This is a genomic window from Shouchella tritolerans (assembly GCF_025770735.1).
Lineage (GTDB): Bacteria > Bacillota > Bacilli > Bacillales > Bacillaceae_D > Shouchella > Shouchella tritolerans.
Window position 1 is genome coordinate 350925 of the sequence record NZ_JAODPB010000002.1, and the last position, 19206, is coordinate 370130.

A 19206-nucleotide genomic window follows, 5' to 3' on the forward strand; every position below is an offset into this window, starting at 1 on the left:
CATGCAGCGTTATTTTATTAAAAATGAACAGTTGACAAATGAAGTTGTCGAAATAACTGGAGACGACGCCGCCCACATTACAAAAGTGATGCGAATGCAAGCAGGCGATGAAGTCATTTGCGTCAATGAAGACGGCAAAGCCGTGCTTGTTCAGCTTTCGCAATTCGATCCATCTAGCGTCAAAGGCACCGTTCTCAACGAGTTGGATGACGAGACAGAATTGCCGATCCGGGTGACGGTCGCGCAAGGCCTGCCAAAAGGCGATAAGCTTGAAACCATCGTCCAAAAAGGAACAGAACTCGGCGCGTACTCATTCGCGCCTTTTTCTGCGAGTCGATCTATAGTAAAATGGGATGATAAGAAGGGTGCCAAGAAAACGGAGCGTTTGCAAAAGATTGCTAAGGAAGCCGCAGAACAAGCACATCGCCTTTATGTGCCAACAGTGGCCAAGCCTGTACCCCTAAAAGCGGTTGCTGGTGCCCTTACTCATTACGATGTCTGCATTGTTTGTGATGAAGAAGAAGCGAAGCAAGGTGAAAAGGCAAACTTAAAGCGCGCCTTTGCTATGCTCAAACCAGGCATGTCCCTTTTGGTCATTGTCGGACCTGAAGGCGGGCTGACTCGTGAGGAAGTGGCGCTTTTGTCGGCGAAGGGCGCGGTCTCTTGCAGTATAGGCCCTCGCATTGTCCGTACCGAAACGGCTGCTATGTACGTGTTAGCTGCTCTTTCGTACCAATTTGAATTATGAGGTGAATCCAGTTGTCAACTGTTGCGTTTCATACATTAGGCTGTAAAGTAAACCATTACGAGACGGAAGCGATTTGGCAGCTGTTTAAACAAGAAGGCTATGAAAAAGTCGAGTTTGAACAGACTGCAGACGTCTATGTCATTAATACATGTACGGTCACCAATACAGGTGACAAAAAAAGCAGGCAAGTCATTCGCCGCGCGATTCGCAAAAACCCAGACGCTGTTATTTGCGTAACTGGCTGTTATGCGCAAACGTCCCCTGCGGAAGTGATGGCCATTCCTGGGGTCGATATTGTTGTCGGTACGCAAGACCGCTCGAAAATGCTTGGTTACATCGACCAATATAAAAAAGAGCGGCAGCCAATCAACGCTGTCGGCAATATTATGAAATCAAGGGTATATGAAGAATTGGATGTGCCTTCATTTACGGATCGGACACGGGCGTCCTTAAAAATTCAAGAAGGCTGCAACAATTTCTGCACATTTTGCATCATTCCTTGGGCGCGCGGGTTGATGCGTTCCCGAGATCCACAAGAAGTCGTGCGCCAAGCCCAGCAACTTGTTCATGCTGGCTACAAAGAAATCGTGTTGACTGGCATTCATACTGGCGGCTACGGCGAGGATTTGAAGGATTACAGCCTTGCCCGTCTGTTAGAGGATTTGGAAAAGGTAGAGGGGCTGAAACGGCTTCGTATTTCTTCGATTGAGGCGAGCCAATTAACCGACGAGGTCATTGCGGTGATCGGCAAATCAAGCAAAGTGGTCCGCCATATGCACATCCCTCTCCAATCTGGATCGGATACGGTGCTGAAACGGATGCGCCGGAAATATACGATGGCCGCTTATGAAGAACGGATCGAAAAGTTAAAACAAGCCCTTCCGAGGCTCGCGATTACGTCCGATGTCATTGTTGGTTTTCCTGGCGAAACAGAGGAAGAGTTCCAAGAAACATTTGACTTTATCGCCAAACATAAGTTCAGTGAATTGCATGTATTCCCTTATTCGATGCGTACAGGTACGCCAGCTGCCCGGATGACAGACCAAATTGATGAGGCTACAAAAAATGAACGTGTGCACCGCTTAATTGAATTGTCAAACCAATTAGCGAAAGAATATGCCTCAAGTTTTGAGAATGAAGTGCTTGAAGTTATACCAGAAGAGCGAGATAAAGACAACCCTGAAAGCGGCTTGTTTGTCGGCTATACAGATAACTATTTAAAAGTGAAACTAGAGGCTGATGAAACAATGATTGGAAAATTGGTGCGCGTAAAAATCAAAGAGGCGGGCTATCCATATAACCGTGGCGAATTTGTCCGCGTTTTAGAAAATTACAAGCAAATTGTGTAAAAACCGCATTCCCGGAAAGTTCCGGGATGCGTTTTTTTTATAGAGGGTGATAATTTATTCCGAATATCTTTCCCTACCGCCGCGTTTTATACTAAAAGCAAAGGGAGGGGAAGGGATGACACAAAAAGCAAGAGACACGTTTGGACCGAATGCAAATGCCTATGTAACAAGCAAGAACCATGCGAAAGGAGAAGATTTAGAACTGTTAAAGGCGCTTATTAGCAACAGCGAAGCGAAGACGGCGCTTGATATCGCGACTGGGGCAGGGCATGCTGCTAAAACGATTGCCCCTTATGTGCAGAACGTCATAGCTGTCGATGTGACGCCAGAAATGCTAGCTGTCGCTAAAAATGTAGCAGCGACGAATCACATAACCAATATTGAATTTGTCGAAGCTACTGCTGAAAAGCTACCATTTTCCGCTTTTTCGTTTGATCTAGCCGTTTGCCGCATTGCCGCCCACCATTTTGACGAAGTGCCTTCTTTTTTAAGGGAAGCTTACAGAGTTCTCAAACAAGGAGGGCAGCTCTATTTGCTCGATAATGTTGCTTTTGAGGAAGACGCCCTTGACCGCTTTTATAATCAGCTTGAAACATACCGTGATCCGAGCCATGTCCGCGCTTATAAAAAATCAGAATGGTTAAAAATGGCGGAAGAAGCTGGGTTCTCTGTCAAACAGCTGCACACGTTTTGCAAACGATTTGATTTTCATGACTGGACAACAAGGGTGCAGTTGAACGAAGCAAAAACACGCGATTTAGGAAAGTGGATGTTAGCAGCAGGAGAAAGGGAGAAACTAGCATATGCGATCAAAGAAGTGGATGGAGAGGTCTCTACATTTTGTGGGCAATCGATCTTGCTAGAGCTTGTAAAAAACTAGAAAGCAGCCTGGCCCAAGGAGGGTTCCTTGCGCCAGGCTCGCGTATGCCCTTATGGCCGATGGGCACTAAGCCACTGTCGCCCTTCAACAAAACGGGCAGTCAACATCGAACAGACGGTGTTACCGCATGAGTTGAGCAGTGTAGCTGGGGCGTCAATAATCGTTGAAATGACAGCAATTAACGGCAGTGCTTCTGGTGGGAAGCCAAAAATGCTAAGAATAAGCATTTCGCCAACAAGGCCGCCGCCAGGAATGGCTCCCATCACTGCGCCAACTAAAAAAGCGACTGCCAAGATGCTTAAAACCGCGGTAGGGCTTGCCATTTCTTTACCAAAAAGCGTAAAGAGAAAGACGATCTTTAAAACGCCGCCAATCACAGATCCGTCTTTATGGGTATTAGCCCCTAGGGGGATCACCGTTTCAGCAATGTCCTTTGGAACGCCCATCCGTTTTGCTGCCTGCAAATTAACGGGAATGCTCGCTGCGCTTGAACACGTGGCCAGCGCAGTTGTTGATGGTGCGACCGCATGTTTCCAAAACGTCTTGATGCCAAGCTTGCCGCTGGCAACGTATGCATATAAAGTAAAAAAACCAAAAAAATAAACCACTGTAATGCCGATATACAGGAGGAGCACGCGTAAATATCCTCCAAGAAGTTGGCTTCCAAGTTCACCAATAATAGCGGCGAAATAACAACCTAAACCAATCGGGGCGTAATACATAATATATGAAATAATTTTCATCATGACCGCCTGACCTGAACGTAAAAATTGGGCGAACGGCTTGCCTTGTTCACCAACGGCAGTAGTGGCCAAACCAACAAAAACAGATAGAACAATCAGTTGTAGCATGTTGCTTCGGGAAAAAAGATCGGCGAAGTCTGGGACGGTAACGGTTTGGACAAGCTCTTCAAGCAAATTGAATTCTTCATTAGGCTCTTCGGGCGTATAGGAAGAGAGCTCTTGTTGCAGCGAAGCCGTTTCAGTCTCTGATAAAGGCGGGACAAGCGAAGACCCAAAAAGTGCCAAAACGCCGGCAATTGCCGCTGTCACAAAAAAGACTGCAAACATGGTGCCCATTATTTTTCCTAGGCGCTTCATCCCATTCATCGTTGCAATTGCTGAGGAAATGCTGAAAAACACAAGTGGTACGATCATCATAAACATAAAGTTAAGGAATAGATCGCCAAATGGGCGCACGATGGTCGCATCTTCCCCAAAATAAACGCCGCATGCCCCTCCTATAGCAACGGCTCCTAGTAAAATCAGTGAAAAGCGGTACTGCTGTAAAAATTGTCTCATCGTCATTTCTCCTTACCAATGTACATTGCTGCTCTCTTATCATACATAGGAAAAGGCAAAACGACAATCGCTAATTGCTCGTCTAGTTGGCTGTTCGTTTTGGCTTTTTTTCATGGTATGATAGCATAGGCACGAACAAATAAGGAAAGGATGGGTTCAATGGCAACCGATATTGCAAGGTTGATTGACCATACACTGCTTAAGGCAGATGCGACAAAGAAAGAAATTCTCCAATTATGCAAAGAAGCACAAACATACCAATTTGCCTCAGTCTGCATTAACCCATATTGGGTAAAGCTCGCCGCTGAACAATTGAAAGAGGACAAACATGTTGCAGTTTGTACAGTAATTGGCTTTCCTCTTGGCCAATCAACGCCTGAAACGAAAGCGTTTGAAACAAAAAATGCGATTGACAATGGCGCCACTGAAGTTGATATGGTTATCAATGTTGCTGCTCTAAAAGATAAACAAGACCAAATGGTGTTAAATGATATTCGAGCGGTTGTCGATGCTGCAAAAGACAAAGCACTGACAAAAGTCATTCTCGAAACATGCCTGTTGACGAACGAGGAAAAAGAGCGTGCATGTGCACTTGCTGTTCAAGCAGGAGCTGATTATGTCAAAACGTCAACAGGCTTCTCATCGGGAGGAGCAACGGTGGAAGATATTGCGTTAATGCGCCGAGTCGTCGGAGCTGATGTCGGTGTCAAAGCTTCAGGCGGTATTCGTGATTTAGCAGGTGTGAATGCGATGGTAGAAGCAGGCGCCACTCGTATTGGCGCAAGTGCAGGGGTAGCAATCGTAACAGGTGCAACAGGAGACAGCGACTACTAAGACACAAAGGCGATCACCACTCAGGCGGAGAGATACTCCGCCTTTGTTGTGTCTCTTTATGAAAACAGGTCGCTTATAAACGCTTTTTCTGTATCTGTTAATTGAATCTCAGTCGCCTTTTTGTTAGCTATCCATTGTTCAGCACGCTTTGCTCCAGGGATGACAACATCAATTTCTGGACGCGTCAAATACCAAGCCAACACAATATGGGCAATGTCAGCGCCATGGTTGTCAGCGATAGGCTGCAACTTATTGACCTTGTCGATGTTTTCCTTAAACGTTTCCCCTTGGAAATGCTTTTGTGAATTGCGCAAATCGCCGCTAGGGAAAGTGGTTTCTTTGTCATATTTACCGGCAAGCAAGCCTGAGACGAGTGGAAAGTAAGGGACGAATGAAATTTGGTGTTCTGTGATGTACGGAAAAATCGTCTCTTCTGCCTCTCGGTTCAGTAAATTGTATTCGCCTTGGTAAACGTCAACATCCCCGTTTTTATTAGCCTCTTTTAATTGTTCCAAGCTAAAGTTCGACACGCCTATTGCTCGAATTTTTCCTGCCTTTTTCAATTCAGCCAATGCTTGGACGGCCTCGTCTTTTGGCGTTGACTCGTCAGGGAAATGAATATAAAACAAATCAATGTAATCCGTTTGCAGTCGTTTTAACGCATCATCGACTGCTTTTGTTAAATAGGACGGAGAATTATCAAATACATAATCGTTGCCTTGTTTTTTATGGGCGGCTTTGGTAGCAACAATCACATCGCTTCGCTTAAACTCCTGCAGAACTTCGCCAATTAATTCTTCTGAGCGCCCTTCACCATAAATAAATGCGGTATCAAGAAAATTGCCGCCATGTTGAATGCTTTGGCGCACCAAGTCTTTACCAGCGTTTTCATCTAAGTTCGGGTAAAGGTTGTGCCCGCCAACAGCATTGGTGCCAAGACCAATGGGATATACACGTAGCCCTGATTTTCCGAGAATCGACGGTTTCATTCAATCTCCTCCTTAAAAATGGTTTCTTGGTGCTATTTCCCTTATAATAGCCACTAAAAACCAGGACATGCAAGGAAGTGGTCATCCTTTCGCCACTCGTTCGACAAACTGGGCAAATTTAGCGGTGAAAGGGAGGACAAGGAGTGAGCAAGCAATATTGTACAACGTACTTGCATGAGCCAGCTGGACGCTTGCTGTTTTTGCAAGTAGAGAGGAAACATCGGCCAAATAAGGGATCAAAGGATAAAACAAAACGGCTCCAAATAAGTTGAGCCAAATATGGGCATGGGCTACAAGCCTAGCCGTGTGCCCTGCGCCGATGCTTGCAATGTATGCGGTTAAGCAAGTGCCAATATTGGCGCCGAGCATAATGGCGATCCCAGAGTCCATTGAAAGTCCTTGATCTTGGATAAAGCCCATTGCCATACCGATCGTAGCTGTGCTGGACTGAATGATGGTTGTCACAATGGCACCGACTCCGATGCCTGTTAAGTGGCTGTCATTTGTCCATTGAAAAAAGTGATGAGTGACAGGGAAGGAGGCGAGTGGGTCTGCCAATGATTCAAGCCCTGTCATCGCTAGAAAAATGCAACCAATTCCAAATGAAACACATCCTGCTGTGTAGGAGGCCGCACTTTTGAACATAAGCAAAATGAGCCCGAATAGCAGCAGCGGTACTGCCAGGTCGGATAGTTGGAAGGCAACCAGTTCCAATGTAAAGCAAGAACCGATATTTGTCCCTAATATGACACCGATCGTTTGCTTGAATGAAATGACTCCAGCGGCAACAAGTCCAACTAAAAGCACCATCACAACAGAACTTGACTGGAAAAGCGCTGTAATGAGTGTACCTGCAATCAGCCCTTTCCAAGCGGAATCAGTCGCCTTCAACAAAAGCGTTTGGACTTTTTCAACCCCTATCTGTAATAAACCGGCCCGCAAGATGAACATGCCAAACAGAAAAAGCGTAATAAATACAGCCATGACTGTAAACAGTTCTTTTCCCATGCAACCACCTCGTCCTTACACTATATGGACAAGTGAAGAGAACATGACAGCAACTTTTGGTAGTGTAGGCGGAAGCGGAAGTTTTCGGATTGCAGTTGACTTGAAAAGAAACACTGTATTATAATGTTAAGCAGACGTGCTTTATGCGCGTGTTGAGTTTGGTTGTTTTCGGAGGGAGGGAAATAAAATGGCAGAAACTCGTGTTCGCAAAAACGAATCGATTGATGCTGCACTTCGTCGCTTTAAGAGATCACTCTCTAAAGAAGGAACGTTAGCTGAGGTAAGAAAACGCAAGCACTTTGAAAAGCCGAGTGTAAAACGTAAAAAGAAATCTGAAGCGGCTCGTAAACGCAAGTTCTAATTTTTGAGAGGGTGGTTTCCCTTGGATCTTCTTGAGAGGTTAAACCTAGATATGAAGACTGCGATGAAGAATAGAGATAAAGACAGGCTTTCTGTCATCCGTATGGTGAAGTCCTCATTGCAAAACGAGCAAATTAAGCTTGGGCGCGATTTGACTGAAAGCGAGAGCTTAGCGGTTCTTAGCCGAGAAGTCAAACAGCGTAAAGAATCCCTCCATGAATTTCAACAAGCGAATCGTGAAGATCTAGTAAAAAAGCAGGAAGCGGAGCTATCCGTGCTGAACGAATATATGCCTGCGCAATTGTCAGACGATGAATTAGAAGCAATTGTAAAAGAGACAATTGCACAAACAAATGCTACCTCAAAAGCTGATATGGGAAAAGTAATGGGCGCAATCATGCCAAAAGTAAAAGGCAAAGCCGATGGTGCTCTCGTTAATCGCCTTGTTATCAGGCATTTAACGAATGAAACAAACCAATAAAACCTCTGCTGTTAAGCAGAGGTTTTTTACTATTCGCTAGTGTAACAATAGAATTGTTTGGTTTTCTCATGATGGCGTGATACACTTTTTATGAAGGAACTGAAACCTCTAGGCGAATGGAATCGTACATAAAGTAACACCTGGAAAAGGAGGAGGATAGACGAGTGGGCAAGTGGATGAAATTCGCCCTAGTGTCCTGGCTGCTGGCGTGTGTGCTTTTGCCGTTTCAGGTGCTTGCCAACCAAGCCGATTCGAAGAACGCGTCCATTTATGTGATTCCGATTGAACAAACGGTCGAACGGGGCCTTGAAGCCTTTCTTGAGCGCTCATTTTCAGAGGCTGAGGAAAACGGTGCGGACCATATCATTTTGAATATTAACACCCCAGGAGGCGCTGTGGACGCAGCTGGCCATATCGCTAATATTATCAATAGCACGGATATTCCCGTTACCGCCTTTATCAATAGTGAAGCGATTTCAGCAGGCGCTTATATTGCTTTAAATGCAGATGAAATCATCATGGTACCGAATGGCCAAATTGGGTCCGCTGGTGTGATTGATGGGTCTGGTAATGCAGCAGAAGAGAAAACCCAGTCTCTCTGGATCAGTCGCATGAAGACTGCCGCTAGTGAACATGGCCCTGAAGGCGGCCGGAATCCTGATTATGCAGAGGCGATGGCAAATGCTGAATTTGATGTAGAAGGGTTCCCTTCCGGTTATCTCACGCTAAATGCCAAACAGGCGTATGAAGTCGGCTATGCCGAAGCCATTAAGGATGATTTAGCAGGTGTGCTTGACTATTTAGGCTATGATAAAGAGGAAGTCCATGTGACGGAAGCGGATGTGAGCATTGCTGAACAGATTGCTCGGTTTGTGACGAATCCAATTGTCATTCCAATCTTGCTTTCGATTGGCAGTTTAGGCTTAATTATGGAACTGTACTCGCCAGGGTTTGGCGTCCCAGGTATTATGGGGATAAGCGCATTGCTACTATTCTTTTTTGGCCACATGGTTGCCGGTTTTGCTGGCTGGGAGTCCCTCATCTTAGTCGTTGTTGGGGGAGTGCTTCTCGGTATTGAATTTATAGCACCTGGGTTCGGCATATTTGGCCTTCTAGGAATTGGTTTAATCGTCGGCGGATTCTTTATGGCCTCTTTTTCGACGACGGTGATGGTTTTTTCGGTCGGTATTGCCTTGTTTGTGTCTATTGTGGCGGCTATTGTGTTGTTCGTGTTCTTTGGTGACAAAGGACCGTGGAAAAGGCTTGTCTTATCCACCCAGCCGACAGTAGAAGAAGGGTATCTCTCTGTAGAAACGGACCCGTCACTTGTCGGAATGGAAGGCAAAGCGCTTAGTGTCCTTCGACCAGCTGGTATTGCCCTGATAGGAGACGAGCGGCTTGACGTCGTTTCTGAAGGGGGCTATATTGAGAAAGGCAGTTCGCTCAAAGTGATTCATGTATCCGGTGCCCGTGTCGTTGTGCGGAAAGTAGATCCGGTACAGACATTAAAGAAGGAGGAGACAGACTAGATGATGAACGATTCAACGATTTTCGTTTTGATTGCCATTGCACTTGCAATTATTTTAATTGCAATATTGTTTACGTTTGTGCCAGTCGCACTATGGATATCTGCGATTGCGGCCGGTGTGAAAATCGGTATTTTTGAACTTGTAGGGATGAGGCTCCGTCGGGTAGTGCCAGCGCGTGTCGTCAACCCGCTCATTAAAGCAGTAAAAGCGGGCCTTGACTTGGATACATCCCGATTGGAAGGGCATTATTTGGCAGGGGGGAACGTCGACCGTGTCGTTAATGCCTTGATTGCTGCGCAGCGCGCCAACATTGACTTAAGTTTTGAACGGGCAGCAGCAATTGACCTTGCTGGACGTGACGTCCTGGAAGCAGTGCAAATGAGTGTTAACCCGAAAGTCATTGAAACGCCGTTTATTGCTGGTGTAGCAATGGATGGAATTGAAGTAAAAGCGAAAGCGCGAATCACCGTTCGTGCCAACATTGACCGCTTGGTTGGTGGTGCCGGGGAGGACACGGTCATTGCCCGTGTCGGCGAAGGCATTGTTTCGACAATTGGTTCACAAGACGATCATAAAAAAGTGCTTGAAAACCCAGACATGATTTCTCAGACAGTACTTTCAAAAGGGCTTGATTCAGGGACTGCCTTTGAAATCTTATCGATTGATATTGCTGATATCGACATCGGCAAAAACATCGGTGCAGAATTGCAAACCGACCAAGCGCAAGCGGACAAAAGTATCGCTCAGGCGAAGGCGGAAGAGCGTCGCGCAATGGCTGTAGCGAAAGAGCAAGAAATGAAGGCGCGCGTCGAAGAAATGCGCGCGAAAGTTGTGGAAGCAGAGGCAGAAGTGCCTATGGCTCTTTCTGAAGCGCTTCGCCAAGGCCATATGGGCGTAATGGACTATATGAATTACCAGAATGTAATGGCTGATACGGATATGAGAGATTCGATCAGCAAAGCATCTGGAACGAAAGACGAACAGCATTCGAAAAATGACCCTCGCAACCGCAACGACAAATAAGCAGGAGGGGATTGAATGTCCGGTTTATTTGATTTTCTGTTTGCCAATCCGTTCCTTGTGATTTTGCTTGTTGGTGGATTGATTAGCTTTTTCTCGCGAATGGGTCAGGCCGCTCAACAACAAAACAATAGAGACGAAGAACCAGAACAGCCTCATGTTGAAGAACAACAGCCGCGGCAACGGCCGCAACGAGGACCGGTACAAACGCAGCCTCGCGTCGATCATAGACAGCCGAAGCAGCAGGAGATACGCTGGGAAGACTATTTTCCGCAAGAATCCGTTCCACCTGCTCAACCAGACATTCAGCCTGCAAGCGTTGAAGCAAGTGAGAGCGCACTGGAGAAAACGGAAAAACTTCAGGAGCGTAGGCGCCAACTGCAAGAACGTGTCGACAGGTTTAGAGAGGCTGAACAGGATTTAGTTTCTAGAAAAAGGGACCAGGCGAATGCCGGCGATTCCCTTGATTTAAACCTGTCTCAGCTTTCTGGAAAAGAAGCGATGAAAGCAGTTGTTTTGGCAGAAATTCTAGGCCCGCCTAAAGGAAGAAAATTGATGAAATACCCTCGTAGACAGTATTAACAAAAATGCATCTCTGCTTGATTTTGTCGACTTTGTCGACAATACTACCGCAGCCCCCTACAGGGCTGCGGTTTTTTGTGCTAATTCCCTTCATTGGTTCATAGACTCGTTAGGAGAGGGGGCATGCCAAATGAAAAAGATGACGAGCCGAATGAAAAACTGGATTGCCCATCACATGCAGCTTCCTGCTGATGTCCTCATGGATTTGCCGCGAATCACAATGATCGGCCAGCTGCATATTTACATTGAAAACCATCAAGGTGTGCTCCGTTTTTCTAGCCAGGAGCTTCGCCTTCTTTTAAAGCACGGTCAGTTGCTAATAAAAGGAGACGGGTTTGTATTAAAAACAATTTTGCCTGAGGAGTTATTGTTGGAAGGGCGGATTGACGAAGTACTGTTCATTGATGACAAAAAGAACCATTAAGAAAGGAGCCAGACGGAGATGAGAAATGATTTCCTTAAATCATTTATTGGGTCTGTTACGGTTGAAGTGGCTGGCCAATATCCAGAAAGGCTACTGAATGCATGCCTGAAAAATGACGTCCATGTCTGGAATGTCCGACGTGCAGGCAATGACAAAATTCAGTTTGATGTAGCGTTGAACGATATTGCAAAAATCCGTGTTCTCTTTCGGCATTCTGGATGTAAGACAACGTTTAGAAAACGATTTGGCTTGCCTTTCTTTATGAAAAAAGTAAAAATCCGCGCCGGGTTTGCCATTGGTATGGTGGCCTTTTTCATGCTCATGCTGTTTTCGTCGAGCATGGTATGGGGGATTCATATTAAAGGAGCGTCCCCTCACGTCGAACAAGAGCTACGTGAAGTGATCGACGAAATGGGCATTAGGCGAGGCGCTTTTCAGTTTAAATTGCCGCAACCTGATGAAGTGCAGCGCATTGTAACGGAACACATCGATGAGGCAACATGGATTGGTGTGCGCAAAAAAGGGACGACCTTTGAATTTGAGGTAGTCGAGCAAGTGCGCCAAGAAGCCCCTGAGTTGCTGAGTCCCCGTCATCTTGTTGCCGCAAAAAAAGCGGTCATCCATAAAATATTTGTAGAAGACGGCAAAGCGGTGAAAAAAACCAATGATTTTGTTGAAGAAGGGGAATTGCTTGTATCTGGATTTATTGGCGCTGAAGGAAAAGAACAGACTGTTGCTGCAAAAGCATCGGTGATCGGTGAAATATGGTATACTTCTTCTGTAACTGTTCCGCTCGAAAACACATTTGCTTCCTTGACAGGCGAACAACAAAGTAAACGTGTGCTTGTGTTAGGTGACATAGAGCTTCCTTTTTGGAATATAAAAGAACCGGATTATGAGACGTATGAGGCGTTTGAACGGGAGACGGAGTGGTCTTTGTTTGGCTATCGTTTGCCGATTCAGTTCCGCACGATTGAACAGCGCGAAACCTTAGAATTTACTCGCACGTATACAAAAGAGGAAGCTATTGCAGTCGCAAAAGAGGAAGCGCGGCGGGAGTTAAGGGAGAAAATTCCAGAAGATGCGGAAGTAATGGCTGAACATGTTTTGCAAGAAGCGGTCGAAAATGATAAAGTTTCTTTAAAGATTCATTACCAAGTTCTAGAAGAAATTGCACGTGAAAAACCAATTATCCAAGGAGACTGAGGCGATTGTCTGAAACATCTTTAATCCAGCTAGGCGCAAAAGACGCTCGTATTACGCAAGCGCTATATGGGCCAAATGACCAGCATTTGAAACGATTGGAGGAAGAGTTGTCGATCCAACTCGTAACAAGAGGCGAAGCGATATTAGCGATTGGTGAAGCAAGTGAGATCGAGCGTGCCGCCAATGTCCTTCAAGCGCTTGAACAAGTGGTGGAACGGCAACAGCAAATAAGTGAGCGTGATGTCTTGTACGCCGTACAGCTAGAAGCGGCTGGCAAGCTGGAGGAACTTAATGATTTATACGACGAAAATATTGCAACGACTGTAAAGGGGAAAAATATCCGCGCGAAATCACTTGGCCAAAGACACTACGTATCGACGATTAAAAAACACGATATGGTTTTTGGTGTCGGCCCGGCAGGGACTGGCAAAACCTATTTAGCTGTTGTCATGGCTGTTGCTGCCTTAAAAGAGGGCCATGTGCAACGAATTGTTTTGACTAGGCCTGCTGTTGAAGCCGGAGAAAGCCTCGGTTTCTTGCCAGGAGATTTGAAAGAAAAAGTGGACCCTTACTTACGCCCCATTTATGATGCGCTCCATGAAGTTTTAGGTGTGGAGCATACAGCAAGATTAATGGAAAGAGGGACGATCGAGGTCGCGCCACTTGCCTATATGCGAGGGCGAACGCTTGATGATGCATTCGTGATTTTGGACGAGGCCCAAAACACAACCGAAGAGCAAATAAAAATGTTTGTTACTCGGTTAGGTTTTGGTTCGAAAATGGTTATTAACGGGGACTTGACACAAGTGGACTTGCCAAAAGGCAAACGGTCTGGCTTACAAGCGGCGTTAGCAAAGCTGAAAACCGTGAAAGGCATCGGTTTCGTTTATTTGCAAGCAAGCGATGTAGTCAGGCATTTGCTTGTCCAACGAATCCTCGAGGCATACGAACGTACAGAAAACGAGCAGTGACCAAAACGTTTTTGGGTAGAAAGCGAGGTGACCAGCTATGGCTGCAGACAAACGTAAAGCGCCTTCCACTCGTGCATGGTGGCGAAAAATTAAACACCAACCCTATATTCGTGTAACCATTCTCGTGATACTAGGCGTTCTGATTTATGTATCGATGTTAGACAATGTCATACCTGAGCGGCTAAACGTGAATTTGTCCGAACCGGCGGAGCAGGACATTCGTGCACCTATGACGGTAGTAGACCAAGCGGCAACGGAGCAGCGAAGGACGGAAGCGATCGCCAGCATTGATTCCCAAATGAAGCACAACACAAAATACGAGGAAGACAGAGTTCAGCAAGTCAATGACATCTTTAGCGTGATTGGAAGTGTGAGGGAAGACTCAGCCGAGCTGGAAGGGGATGAGGAGGACAGCGATGACCAAGACTTGTCTCTTGATGAACAAGTTGAACGTGTGCGCGCCGATTTCTCTGATACGACAAATGCTGATTTGCAAGATGAAACCATCGTCGCCTTGCTTGATGCTACAGATGCTCAATTCCAATTAGCCCTTGACACTTCGGTAAATACAGTTCATGAAACGATGAGCCAACAAATTCGGGTTGGCGATTTGCAGGAGGTAAAACAAGACGCACGAGAACAAATTGAAAGCATTTCGACGCTTGTTTCCGATGTGCGCCATGCTGTCGCTGAAATTGTTGACATGGCGATTGTTTTTAATGTTACGTATGATGCAGAAGCAACACAACGGTTAAGGCAGGAAACGTCTGAAGCGATCGAGCCCGTTTTAATTCGCGAAGGTGAGCTGATTGTAAAACAAGGCGACATCGTTAATCACCAAGTTTACGAACAGCTTCGCCTTGTTGGCTTGCTTGATGATTCATTGATTATTTATCCATACATAGGGCTCGCCCTATTTGTTTGCATTCTGATCGCGGTTTTAGCCTATTTTTTAAACGATTCGCAAACGACCGTTGCCACTGACAATTCCCATTTGCTCATGTATGCGATCGTCTTTACCGTGATTGTGGCATTAATGAAAACATCGAGTTACTTAGAAAGCCTATTGATGATAAACGGATTTGGGTTTGTTGTCCCAGCTGCGGCAGGAGCAATGCTTCTGACATTACTGTTGCAGCCAAAAATCGCGATTGTTTCCAGCTTTTTGTTTGCGATTATTGGCAGCGTTTATTATAATCACGATTCTACGAGCACATTTTCATTTACGTATGGCTTTTATATATTTATAAGCTGTTTAACGGCTACTTACTTTTTAAATAGCACGAACAAAGCTACACGGATTTTGCGGGCCGGTTTGTTTGTTGCTTGCGCGAATATTATCACGGTACTTGCGCTATTATTAATGAAAAGCATCCATTTAAATGTAATGGAGATTGGCTTGCATTTTTCAGCAGCATTTTTGTCGGCATTTGTAGCAGCAGTGCTGACGATTGGGCTTTTGCCATTTATTGAAACAGCGTTCGGGATTTTATCAGTCACAAGGCTAATTGAACTCTCGAACCCGAACCACCCGCTCTTGCGGAAGATCTTGACCGAAGCTCCTGGGACATACCACCATAGTGTGGTTGTCGGCAATTTGGCTGAAGCAGCTTGCGAGGTGCTAGGAGAAAATGGGCTTTTGGCCCGTGTTGGCGCCTATTACCATGATCTAGGGAAAACGCGGAGACCTCATTTCTTTATTGAAAACCAACTTAAAGGCGAAAATCCACATGATAAAATTTCGCCCCAACTCAGCAAGACTATTATCATTTCCCATCCCTACGATGGGGCAGAATTGCTTAGGCAACATAAGATGCCTAAGGAGATTATTGATATAGCCGAACAGCACCATGGCACAAGTTTGCTAAAGTTTTTTTACCACAAAGCAAATGAAGATGCGGAAAAACCTTTGCCAGAATCACAATTTCGCTATCCTGGGCCGAAACCGCAAACGAAAGTGACGTCAATCATTTCAATTGCGGACAGTGTAGAAGCGGCTGTTCGTTCTATGCAAAAGCCGACCCCTGATAAAATTGAAAACCTGGTTGACAAAATTATTAAAGATAAGCTGGAGGATGGGCAGTTCGACGAGTCTGATCTGACGCTGGCCGAATTAAACGCCATTAAAGTTTCCTTATGTGAAACGTTAAATGGCACATTCCATCAACGAATCGAGTACCCAGAAGAAAAGCCTAAAGGAGAAAAACCATGATTGATGTGGAATTAAATGATGAAGGGCAGCTTCTTTTAAGCGAGCAATTGCAACTAGTTAAGGACGTCCTAAACCACGCTGCGAAAGAAGTGAGCCTGTCGCAGCCTAGTGAGGTGTCAGTAACATTTACTACGGAAGAGGAAATTCACGAGTTAAACCGCGAACATCGAGGGATTGACCGCCCGACGGATGTACTGTCGTTTGCCCTAAATGATGAAACAGGCGAGTTCGATCCCACCTTTCATAAGGATCTTGGCTTACCTAATTTGTTAGGAGACATCATCATTTCAGTCCCCCATGTTGAGAGGCAGGCTGCTGACTATGGCCATTCGTTTGAACGGGAACTTGCTTTTCTTGTTGTCCATGGCTTTCTTCATTTGCTTGGCTACGACCATATGAACGAGGAAGAGGAAAAGCAAATGTTCACTAAACAAGAGGAGATTTTACAATCCTATGGGCTTGGGAGATCGGAATCATAAAGGAATTCGCCGCTTTTTGCATTCGTTCCGTTACGCAAGCGCAGGGCTCTTTGATGTCATTAAGCATGAGCAAAACATGCGTATTCACTTAATTAGTGGGACGGTTGTACTGATTGCTGCTTGGGCGTTGTCTGTTTCCATTGAGCGGTGGCTCGTGCTTTTGCTTGTTGTCGGTGGTGTATTGTCACTAGAAGTGATGAATACGGCAATTGAACGTACCGTCGACTTAGTGACGGAAGAATACCGCCCTTTAGCAAAACGTGCAAAAGACATTGCTGCCGCTAGTGTGTTTGTGTTCTGTATCTTTGCTGCGGTAATAGGAGTGATTATCTTTTTTCCGTACTTGTTCGAATTATTCCAGTAAGAAGGAGTCGGTGCTAAAATGGATGCCGAAACATTAATGCAACAAGCGATCGCAGCAAGGAAGGACGCCTACGTCCCTTATTCATCATTTGCTGTAGGAGCGGCATTGCTCCTTGAAGACGGTTCAGTTGTCTTAGGGGGAAATATTGAAAATGCTGCGTATAGCCTAGCGAATTGCGCTGAGCGGACTGCTCTATTTAAAGCATATCGAGCGGGGCAGAAGCCATTTAAAGCAATGGCAGTCGCAGCAGACACACCAGGCCCTGTTTCGCCATGCGGTGCATGCAGGCAAGTGCTGGCTGAATTGTGTCCGCCAAAAATGCCTGTTTATTTATGTAACTTAAAAGGAAATGTTAAACAAACAACAGTGGAAGAATTGCTGCCTGGATTTTTTAAAGCGGAGGATTTGTATGAAGCAAAAAACAACAACATTTAAATCGGGGTTTGTGTCCATTATTGGCAGGCCAAATGTTGGAAAGTCGACCCTTTTAAACCGGGTAATCGGCCAGAAAATTGCCATTATGTCAGACAAGCCACAAACAACACGAAATAAAGTACAAGGCGTGTTAACGCGAGATGACGCGCAAATTGTGTTTATGGACACGCCTGGCATTCACAAACCGAAACATCGGCTAGGCGACTTTATGATGAAAGTCGCAAAAAATACGCTCCGCGAAGTGGATTTAATTTTATACGTTGTGGAAGCTGACGCAAAATTTGGCCCTGGTGAACAATATATTATAGAACGCCTTCATGAAACGAAAACGCCAGTGTTTTTATTGATTAACAAAATTGATAAAGTTTCTCCAGAAGAGTTGCTCAAAGTCATTGATTTGTACAAGAACCGTTATCCGTTTACGGAAATAATCCCGATTTCCGCATTGGAAGGGAATAATGTGCCAACGCTTGTCGAACAAATTGTTGAGCACATGGAAGAAGGACCGCAATATTATCCAGCAGACCAAGTGACAGACCACCCAGAACGATTTATTATTGCCGAGCTTATTCGTGAGAAAGTTCTTCATTTGACGAAGGAAGAAATTCCACACTCTGTCGCTGTAGTCATTGAGCAAATCAAAAAGCGTGACAATGGCAAAGTTTATGTTGGCGCCACCGTTATCGTCGAGCGTTCGTCGCAAAAAGGCATTATCATTGGCAAACATGGTGCCATGCTAAAAGAAGTCGGTCAGCTTGCCCGAGGCGATATTGAAGCGCTGCTTGGATCTAGTGTCTATTTGGAACTGTGGGTGAAGGTTCAAAAAGACTGGCGTAACCGTCCGTCTCAACTAAGGGATTATGGTTTTAATGAAAATGAATATTAACTGGAAAAACAATGGGTTCAAACTGGGCGTTTGACCATTGTTTTTTTTTGTCGCCTGATTTATGATTAAAAAAACAATCTGATAAAATTAACCAAATCAAAAAAGTCAAGCGCAGGCAATTAACAATATTTCCATCGAATGGGCGATGCGGATAAGGGAATGATACAACCGAAGACTTAAGGAGAGGGAGGCGTTTAACATGCTTGTTCTAACATGGAAAGTGTTTTCGCAAACGGGCAACGTTGAAACATACCTGCTTCATAAAGAGTTGGAGCGGGACATGGAAGTGCAAGAGGAAACGGCTTATGAACCAGATGATTTATCGGATTCAACCTTATCTTAAATCCTGTTGCTTGCTGTAAGGATGGACAATGTTAAAAAAACAAGAGGCAATTGTGCTAAAATCAATTGATTATGGCGAAACGAATAAAGTCGTGACTCTTTTTACAAAAGAAGACGGCAAACTTGCTGTTTTGGCGAAGGGGGCGAAAAAGCCTAACAGTCGCTTTGCTGCTATAACACAGCCGTTTGTTTATGGAAGTTATTTATATTTTCAAGGAAACGGTCTTCCCTCTTTAAGTCAAGGGGAGGCCGTCGATTCGTTTAAAGAACTGCAATTTGATATCATTAAATCGGCCTATGCGGCTTATATAACTGAACTTGTCGACAAACTGACGGAAGAGCGCAAACCGACGTTCTTTTTATTTGATTGGCTTCTGCTAGCGTTGCGGCAAATCAACGCCGGTCAAGATGCGGAAATGATTGCGCGAATCATGGATATGAAAATGCTTCCACTAGCTGGGGCTAAACCTGAGCTTGATTGCTGTGCCTCTTGCCGCTCGGAGACCCGTGATCCTGTTGCTTTTTCAGTTGCTTATGCTGGATTTTTGTGCAGGAATTGTCTTCATAAAGACGAGCGCGCTTTTCCGATTACTCTATCATTTGCCAGGTTATTCCGAGTCCTTTATTACGTCGATTTGACGAAAGTGGGCACCATTTCTGTGAAAGCTGAAACGAAGCGGCGATTGGAATTGATCATCCGCACCTACTATGATGAGTACGTGGGGGTACAGCTAAAAGCGCGCCGCTTTATTAGCCAATTAGATAAAATTGGCGACTTAAGCAGTGACGTTGACAAGTAGTGGGAG

The 19206-nt window shown here is 45.3% G+C and carries 22 protein-coding genes; 19 read left to right on the forward strand and 3 right to left on the reverse strand.

Translation table 11 applies throughout. The features are described from left to right. The first annotated feature begins 1 nt into the window (after nucleotide 1). From N6H06_RS08030 to N6H06_RS08040, 3 genes are all read left to right on the forward strand, one after another. On the forward strand, nucleotides 2-748 hold the full coding sequence (locus tag N6H06_RS08030; RefSeq protein WP_263706018.1) for a 16S rRNA (uracil(1498)-N(3))-methyltransferase: 747 nt from the start codon (nucleotides 2-4) through the stop codon (nucleotides 746-748). Nucleotides 749-759: 11 nt separating this feature from the next. Then, nucleotides 760-2097, forward strand: a complete 1338-nt coding sequence (gene mtaB, locus N6H06_RS08035; RefSeq protein WP_263706019.1) for a tRNA (N(6)-L-threonylcarbamoyladenosine(37)-C(2))-methylthiotransferase MtaB — start codon at nucleotides 760-762, stop codon at nucleotides 2095-2097. Nucleotides 2098-2212: 115 nt separating this feature from the next. Then, on the forward strand, nucleotides 2213-2977 hold the full coding sequence (locus tag N6H06_RS08040; RefSeq protein ID WP_263706020.1) for a class I SAM-dependent methyltransferase: 765 nt from the start codon (nucleotides 2213-2215) through the stop codon (nucleotides 2975-2977). Nucleotides 2978-3027: 50 nt separating this feature from the next. Here N6H06_RS08040 and N6H06_RS08045 read toward each other — a convergent pair whose 3' ends face one another. Further along, complete coding sequence (locus N6H06_RS08045; protein ID WP_212953346.1) at nucleotides 3028-4278, reverse strand: dicarboxylate/amino acid:cation symporter; 1251 nt, start codon at nucleotides 4276-4278, stop codon at nucleotides 3028-3030. Nucleotides 4279-4437: 159 nt separating this feature from the next. Here N6H06_RS08045 and deoC point away from each other — a divergent pair, with 159 nt between their 5' ends. Continuing rightward, on the forward strand, nucleotides 4438-5112 hold the full coding sequence (deoC, locus tag N6H06_RS08050; protein ID WP_062747332.1) for a deoxyribose-phosphate aldolase: 675 nt from the start codon (nucleotides 4438-4440) through the stop codon (nucleotides 5110-5112). Nucleotides 5113-5168: 56 nt separating this feature from the next. On the opposite strand, the gene N6H06_RS08055 is transcribed toward deoC, so the two are convergent. Both N6H06_RS08055 and N6H06_RS08060 read right to left on the reverse strand, forming a co-directional pair. Beyond that, complete coding sequence (locus N6H06_RS08055) at nucleotides 5169-6101, reverse strand: aldo/keto reductase (protein WP_263706021.1); 933 nt, start codon at nucleotides 6099-6101, stop codon at nucleotides 5169-5171. 81 nt (nucleotides 6102-6182) lie between these two features. Next, nucleotides 6183-7109 carry a Na/Pi symporter gene (locus N6H06_RS08060; RefSeq protein ID WP_212953357.1) on the reverse strand — a complete coding sequence of 309 codons (927 nt, stop codon included), beginning with the start codon at nucleotides 7107-7109 and terminating at the stop codon, nucleotides 6183-6185. Nucleotides 7110-7296: 187 nt separating this feature from the next. On the opposite strand from N6H06_RS08060, the gene rpsU reads away from it, so the two are divergent. The 15 genes from rpsU (at nucleotide 7297) to recO (ending at nucleotide 19200) form a co-directional block, all read left to right on the forward strand. Then, nucleotides 7297-7470 carry a 30S ribosomal protein S21 gene (gene rpsU / locus N6H06_RS08065; protein WP_011246513.1) on the forward strand — a complete coding sequence of 58 codons (174 nt, stop codon included), beginning with the start codon at nucleotides 7297-7299 and terminating at the stop codon, nucleotides 7468-7470. 21 nt (nucleotides 7471-7491) lie between these two features. Beyond that, the gene (locus N6H06_RS08070; RefSeq protein WP_263706022.1) at nucleotides 7492-7950 is read left to right on the forward strand and encodes a GatB/YqeY domain-containing protein; all 459 of its coding nucleotides are present in this window, start codon (nucleotides 7492-7494) and stop codon (nucleotides 7948-7950) included. A 164-nt stretch (nucleotides 7951-8114) separates the two neighbouring features. Then, complete coding sequence (locus N6H06_RS08075) at nucleotides 8115-9479, forward strand: NfeD family protein (RefSeq protein ID WP_082808282.1); 1365 nt, start codon at nucleotides 8115-8117, stop codon at nucleotides 9477-9479. A gap of 3 nt (nucleotides 9480-9482) precedes the next feature. Continuing rightward, entirely contained in the window at nucleotides 9483-10502 is a 1020-nt protein-coding gene (gene floA, locus N6H06_RS08080) for a flotillin-like protein FloA (protein WP_062747922.1), read from the forward strand. 15 nt (nucleotides 10503-10517) lie between these two features. Next, nucleotides 10518-11081, forward strand: coding sequence for a hypothetical protein (locus tag N6H06_RS08085; RefSeq protein ID WP_062747324.1), 564 nt, complete (start codon nucleotides 10518-10520; stop codon nucleotides 11079-11081). A gap of 130 nt (nucleotides 11082-11211) precedes the next feature. After that, complete coding sequence (gene yqfC / locus N6H06_RS08090) at nucleotides 11212-11505, forward strand: sporulation protein YqfC (protein ID WP_062747322.1); 294 nt, start codon at nucleotides 11212-11214, stop codon at nucleotides 11503-11505. An 18-nt stretch (nucleotides 11506-11523) separates the two neighbouring features. Continuing rightward, nucleotides 11524-12711 (forward strand): sporulation protein YqfD, encoded by a 1188-nt coding sequence (gene yqfD, locus N6H06_RS08095; protein ID WP_062747320.1) that lies wholly within the window; start codon nucleotides 11524-11526, stop codon nucleotides 12709-12711. Nucleotides 12712-12716: 5 nt separating this feature from the next. Beyond that, nucleotides 12717-13682 carry a PhoH family protein gene (locus N6H06_RS08100; RefSeq protein ID WP_062747319.1) on the forward strand — a complete coding sequence of 322 codons (966 nt, stop codon included), beginning with the start codon at nucleotides 12717-12719 and terminating at the stop codon, nucleotides 13680-13682. A 37-nt stretch (nucleotides 13683-13719) separates the two neighbouring features. After that, nucleotides 13720-15894, forward strand: coding sequence for an HD family phosphohydrolase (locus N6H06_RS08105; RefSeq protein ID WP_062747317.1), 2175 nt, complete (start codon nucleotides 13720-13722; stop codon nucleotides 15892-15894). Beyond that, nucleotides 15891-16373, forward strand: coding sequence for an rRNA maturation RNase YbeY (gene ybeY / locus N6H06_RS08110; RefSeq protein WP_263706023.1), 483 nt, complete (start codon nucleotides 15891-15893; stop codon nucleotides 16371-16373). The genes N6H06_RS08105 and ybeY overlap by 4 nt, the downstream gene beginning before the upstream one ends. Beyond that, nucleotides 16348-16737: a diacylglycerol kinase family protein gene (locus N6H06_RS08115; RefSeq protein ID WP_263706024.1), complete on the forward strand. Its 390-nt coding sequence runs from the start codon at nucleotides 16348-16350 to the stop codon at nucleotides 16735-16737. Before ybeY ends, N6H06_RS08115 begins: the two co-directional genes overlap by 26 nt. Before the next feature lie 18 nt (nucleotides 16738-16755). Continuing rightward, nucleotides 16756-17172: a cytidine deaminase gene (gene cdd, locus N6H06_RS08120; RefSeq protein WP_062747312.1), complete on the forward strand. Its 417-nt coding sequence runs from the start codon at nucleotides 16756-16758 to the stop codon at nucleotides 17170-17172. Next, a complete protein-coding gene (era, locus tag N6H06_RS08125) occupies nucleotides 17147-18058 on the forward strand; it encodes a GTPase Era (RefSeq protein ID WP_062747311.1) in 912 nt (303 codons plus the stop codon). Before cdd ends, era begins: the two co-directional genes overlap by 26 nt. A 199-nt stretch (nucleotides 18059-18257) precedes the next feature. Continuing rightward, the gene (locus N6H06_RS08130) at nucleotides 18258-18401 is read left to right on the forward strand and encodes a YqzL family protein (protein ID WP_011246526.1); all 144 of its coding nucleotides are present in this window, start codon (nucleotides 18258-18260) and stop codon (nucleotides 18399-18401) included. A gap of 28 nt (nucleotides 18402-18429) precedes the next feature. Then, nucleotides 18430-19200: a DNA repair protein RecO gene (gene recO, locus N6H06_RS08135; protein ID WP_263706025.1), complete on the forward strand. Its 771-nt coding sequence runs from the start codon at nucleotides 18430-18432 to the stop codon at nucleotides 19198-19200. Nucleotides 19201-19206: the final 6 nt, after the last annotated feature.